The sequence below is a fragment of the Aequoribacter sp. genome, assembly GCF_965659035.1.
Classification (GTDB): Bacteria; Pseudomonadota; Gammaproteobacteria; order Pseudomonadales; family Halieaceae; genus Aequoribacter.
The window spans coordinates 2,522-7,805 of sequence record NZ_CBFHWH010000093.1 but is presented as its reverse complement, the minus strand read 5'-3'; the positions used below and the strand labels follow the sequence as shown (position 1 = coordinate 7,805).

Below are 5,284 nucleotides of genomic sequence, written 5' to 3'. Positions count from 1 at the left end.
ACAGAAAACCCCTGCCCGCCGACCTTTGCGGGCTCTACCAATAGCCCGGGTTGCACCCGATCACTAAACCCGCCCGCCATAAAAACAATGACCAAGCCCAAAAAGACAAATAGGCCAATGCTGCCCGCTATAAGTCGCTGATTACTGCTCATGACGTATCTCCCCAGGACTGTCATCAATTGCCGGACCATACAACATACAGTACACCACCGGCACCACTACCAAAGTCAGAATGGTCGAAGCTACAATTCCAAAAATAATGGCGATTGCTAACCCGCTGAATACTGGATCAAGCGTAATAACAAGATTACCCAACAGAGTCGTTCCCGCGGTAAGCAACACTGGGCGCATACGCACAGCACCAGCACTGAGTACCGCATCCAATACCGAGGCACCTTGCGCTCGTGCTTGATGAATAAAATCGACCAGAATCAGAGAATTTCTCACCACAATACCTGCCAGCGCGATCATGCCAATCATGGCAGTGGCTGTGAATAATACCGGCTCTGGTGCGCCTGCAATCCAGCGCTCACCGAACTGATTCAGCAGCCAAAACCCTGGCATGATACCTATCATAGTCAGCGGAATAGAGGACATAATCAGCAAGGTCAGCGCGACCGAACCCGTCTGTAAACGCAACACGAAATAAATAGCCACCAAGGCAAACGCGAAAGCCAAACCCATGTCGCGAAACACATCGACGGTGATCTTCCATTCCCCTTCACCAATCCAGTGAATATCCACCGATTCGGGGACTTGCCAAGCTTGGGTTCCACCCGACGACAAAAACGTGCGGTCCTGCCAATTCGAGAGCTCGACATTGCCATCCGTTTTATCGGCGGTGATATCGGCAATCACCTCAGCCGGAGTTCGACCTGAAATCTCAGCCGTAACATACACCACCGGGCGCAAATCTTTGCGATAAATCGGTGTTTCGAGAGGCACACTCTCGAACCGTCCTAACTCACCCAATGCGACCAAATTTTGAGGCGCAGCCTGCAGACCAGCGCTACGTTGCTCGCTGACAGCACCCAAGCGCCCCTTGAGTAAGAGCGTCGATAGGTCCTCAACACGACTGCGTTCTGCAATGGGCAAACGCAACAGTAAGGGCAGAGGTTGTGCCTCACGCTCGGCCGCCATAAAGCCAACCACTTGCCCCGCGTGGGCTATGCTCACGGTCGAATTAATGTCAGAAGTAGGAATACCCGACATTGCCGCTTTAGCCTTATCGGTCACGAATCGTAATCGCGGTGCAGCGCTGCCTACGCTGGTATCCACTTGCGTCACATGGGGCTCGGCTCGAAATCGCTCTGCCAAGAGCTCTGCAGCGCGCTGCTGCTGGGCATAAGGGGTCAGGGTACGCCCGTAGACCTCTGCAACTAAAGTCGCCATAACGGGTGGCCCGGGGGGTACTTCAACCACACTGATTACTGCCTCGGGGTGTGCATCAATCAAGCCTTCGAGTGCCTCACGCAGGCGCAAAACGACAGCATGCGATTGATGCACTCGTGCACTTTTATCCAATAAGGTCAAACGCACATCGCCCAAGTGGGGCCCTTGACGTAAATAGTGCTTGCGTACAAGACCATTAAAATCGTGTGGACTGGGCTCACCCACAAATACCGATGCCGAATTCACCTCAGGCAGTGACAAGGCAATACGGCTGGCTCGGGATGCGACAGCGGCGGTTGCCTCAAGCGCTGTACCCTCGGGCATATCAATAACAATCTGGAGTTCGTTCTTGTTGTCAAAGGGCAAAAGTTTAAGCGGCACCAAGCGAAATACGGGTAACAAGATCGCCGCAACGAAGCTAATCAGTAGTAACCACAAGACGGCGCGGCGACGTGACGTAGAGGTCAACAGCGCCAACATGTTCCTAGCATAAAATGAACTATGATCAAGCGTGCGCCAATCCTCGTCGGTTTCCGCAAGCGGCGCATTACCCAGAAGCACTTTAGCAAGCCATGGCGTCACAAAAAACGCGGTCAGTGTGCTTGCCACGACGGCCAGCGGTACGTTAAAGGCCATCGGCGCCATGTAAGGCCCCATCATACCGGTGATAAACGCCAGCGGCAGAAAAGCGAGGACAATGGTTACCGTCGACATCAGTAGCGGGATTTTAATTTCACCAATCGCCGCAACAATTCGGTCATTGACACTGCCTCGCCCACTCTGCAGTTTCCGAGTGATGTTATCGACCCCTGTAATCGGATCGTCAACGAGCAAACCTAGGGCCAGAATCAACGCAAACAGGGTGACTCGGTTTATGGTGTAATCGAACACCAAGTCCAAGGCCAAGGTCATGCCGTAACAGACAGGTACAGCCAGGGCCACGATGACCGCCGCACGCCACCCCAAAAACAAGCCAATGAAGGCCACGACGGTGAGTACCGCAAAAATCAAACTGCTGCCTAAGTTAGTGACCTTTTCGTTGGCGGTCACACCATAATCTCGAATGGTATGAACCTCCACCTGCCCAGGGATAAGTTCTCGCTGCAATTCGGCCATGGTGCTGTGCAACTGCTCTGCAACTTTGACCGCATTCGTACCACGTTGCTTGGCGATACTAATGGCTACCATAGGCTGCACATCGCCCTGTAGACTCGCTTTACTCTCATACCAAGTAATCGAGGTCTTCGAGGGTGGGCCATCCTTGATCGTGGCTACATCATCCAGTGTGACCAAATCACCGCCCACAACATTGACAACCAAAGACTTCAGCGCATCTAAGGAGCGCAACACGTCACCGCTTTCTAGTGCGATGGCTTGATTGCCATACGACAAGGAGCCTGCACTGATGCTTTCATTCGATAGAGAAATAGCGTTTACCACATCCAAGACAGTGGTTTGCCGCGCGGCTAAACGCAGTGGATCAAAGAGGATTTGAACCACTCGTTCTCGACCACCAACGACCTTAACCTCGCTGGTCTCTTGTACGCCCTGCAGGACACTTGCAACTTCATCAGCCAGGCGGCGCAGTTCAAAATCACCCATCATTTCAGGTTGGGTGCTTGTTAGCGCATATACCACGATGGGGACATCGTCTACTTCCACAGGCCGAACTTGCCACGCCGTGACGACGGGCGGCACTTGATCCTGATTCGCGTAGAGTTTGTTGTAGGTATTCAGCAAGCTATCTTCACGATCCTGCCCCACGTAGAAAGCGAGCGTCACCAAGGCGCGATTGGGGTGGCTCTGCGAGTATACGTGCTCGATGCCGGGTATTTGCGATAACAATTTCTCAACGGGCACAACGACTTGGCGCTCGACCTCGGTTGCTGACAGACCGGGGGCCTCGACGTAAACATCGATCATCGGCACCACAATCTGTGGCTCTTCCTCCCGGGGCATAAACGCCAAAGCCACGACGCCCAGTATCAGCCCTGCAATGAACAAAAAGGGCGCCACGCCTTTCTGCAGAGCTCCAGCGATTATCCGTTCGATCATAGTGTTCGGCTCCGGTACCAATGCGCCGTAATTCTAGCAGAACAGGTAAGGCAACACTTTGATCTATATTGAATTCCACACCGTTCAAAAGGGTATTTATCTGCTATTCTTGCCGCTATGGAGTTTTCGATTCTGGCCCAAGTCCTCGCGCTCACGGTAACGGTATTTACCCTACTGGGCGTCGTCTCGGCCATTGAGGCGGTCATGAAAACCCGCACGGCTCAAGGCGCAGTCGCTTGGGTTATTGTACTACTCACCTTCCCCTACATTGCCGTGCCTGTTTACTGGATTTTTGGCCGCACCAAATTCGATGGTTACGTAGAGCAACGCAAGGCGGTCGAGGAAGCATTAAAAAGCACCCAACAAGCGACGTCTGATGCCATCTGGCCCAACAGTGTCGAAACCGATGACTTGTGCAATACCTTCCGAACCCTGTTACCTCTCGCTCGCACCGCGGTCACCGTTGGCAATGACGTACGCCTCTTAGTCAACGGCGAGGCAACCCACACGGCTTTACTGAATGCCATTCACGGCGCCCAACAACACGTTTATTTGGTGTACTACATTATTCGTGATGATCAGATCGGCGCCGAGTTAATTAATGCGCTGATTGTCAAAGCTCAGCAAGGCCTGCCGGTGCACGTTATTTACGATGAAATCGGAAGCCGAACCTTTGCTCGTTCACCGCTCTTGAGCAGGGCGCTCAGCCATGGTGTCAACATTGTCCCCTTCAATACAACACGTGGGCGTCGCAATCGCTTCCAGCTAAACTTTCGCAATCACCGCAAACTAGCCTGTATCGATTCAAGACTTGCGCTCTTAGGGGGCCACAATGTAGGCCGAGAATATTTGGGGCAAGACCCAAAAATCGGTCCATGGCGAGACACTCACCTGCAGATTCAGGGACCCGCGGTGCTTGCAATGGAGCTCACCTTCGCGGCCGACTGGCGTTGGGCCAAGGGCGAACAACTGCAACTGAGTTTTACCAAACCGAGCGAGAGCCGCCACGGTAAACAGGTGTTGATTTTCCCATCCGACCCCTCCAGTGAATTTGAAGAGGCTGGCCTGATGTATCATCAGCTTATCAGTGAAGCCAAGCAACGCCTGTGGATTACCAGCCCGTACTTCATACCAGACCACAGCATTATTTCTGCGCTGCAGCTAGCGGTATTACGCGGTGTAGACGTGCGGGTCATGATCCCCGACAATCCCGACGGCCCCATGGTCGCAATGGCGAATTGGTCCTACACCAAAGAACTGCTCCCCGCGGGGGTCAAAGTTTTCCGCTATGGCCCCGGGTTTATGCATCAAAAAGTGACTCTGGTCGACAACGATCTGTGCGCAATCGGCACGGCCAATTTTGACAACCGCAGTTTTAAACTGGCCTTTGAAATTACGGCGCTCATTAACGACGAAGAATTTGCTCTTGAAGTTCAACAGATGCTAGAGGCCGACTTTGCATCGGCCTTAGAAGTGTCGGCGCAACACTTTAGCCATCGTCCCTACTGGTTCAGGCCGGCTATGGCTTTGGCGCGCCTATTTTCGCCGGTGCTTTAACATCGGCCCAGGCTTGTGGGTCAATATCTAAGTCTTGCCATTCGTCGGCGTCGAATATCGCTTCCTGACCGTTCGCAACCTTCTGGTCATAATCTCGCAGGAGGCGACGCGCTACCGGCGCAAGCAGTGCTAAACCAAGTAAGTTCACCACCGCCAACAACCCCATCGTTAAATCGGCGAAGCTGAAGATGGTTCCCAAATCTTGCATGGAGCCCCAAAACACTAAACCTAGGAGTGCCAGCCGGAACACATTAAACAGCGTTTGATTTTCCTCGCTGAA

At 53.1% G+C, this 5,284-nt stretch carries 3 protein-coding genes; 1 reads left to right on the top strand and 2 read right to left on the bottom strand.

All coding sequences use genetic code 11. The features are described from left to right. Window positions 1-141: 141 nt before the first annotated feature. A complete protein-coding gene (locus tag ACTF5Z_RS10505) occupies window positions 142-3,447 on the bottom strand; it encodes an efflux RND transporter permease subunit (protein WP_438985589.1) in 3,306 nt (1,101 codons plus the stop codon). A 117-nt stretch (window positions 3,448-3,564) separates the two neighbouring features. Between ACTF5Z_RS10505 and cls the strand changes: the two genes are divergently transcribed. Beyond that, window positions 3,565-5,004 (top strand): cardiolipin synthase, encoded by a 1,440-nt coding sequence (gene cls, locus ACTF5Z_RS10500; protein ID WP_438985588.1) that lies wholly within the window; start codon window positions 3,565-3,567, stop codon window positions 5,002-5,004. Here cls and ACTF5Z_RS10495 read toward each other — a convergent pair. Next, a partial coding sequence (locus ACTF5Z_RS10495) for an alanine:cation symporter family protein (protein WP_438985587.1) occupies window positions 4,967-5,284 on the bottom strand: 318 nt, incomplete at its 5' end. The two genes, cls and ACTF5Z_RS10495, sit on opposite strands and share 38 nt — an antisense overlap.

Coding starts and splice junctions, on each gene's coding strand:
- ACTF5Z_RS10505 (WP_438985589.1), bottom strand. CDS start 3,447: ATGATCGAACGGATAATCGCTGGAGCTCTGCAGAAAGGCGTGGCGCCC.
- cls (WP_438985588.1), top strand. CDS start 3,565: ATGGAGTTTTCGATTCTGGCCCAAGTCCTCGCGCTCACGGTAACGGTA.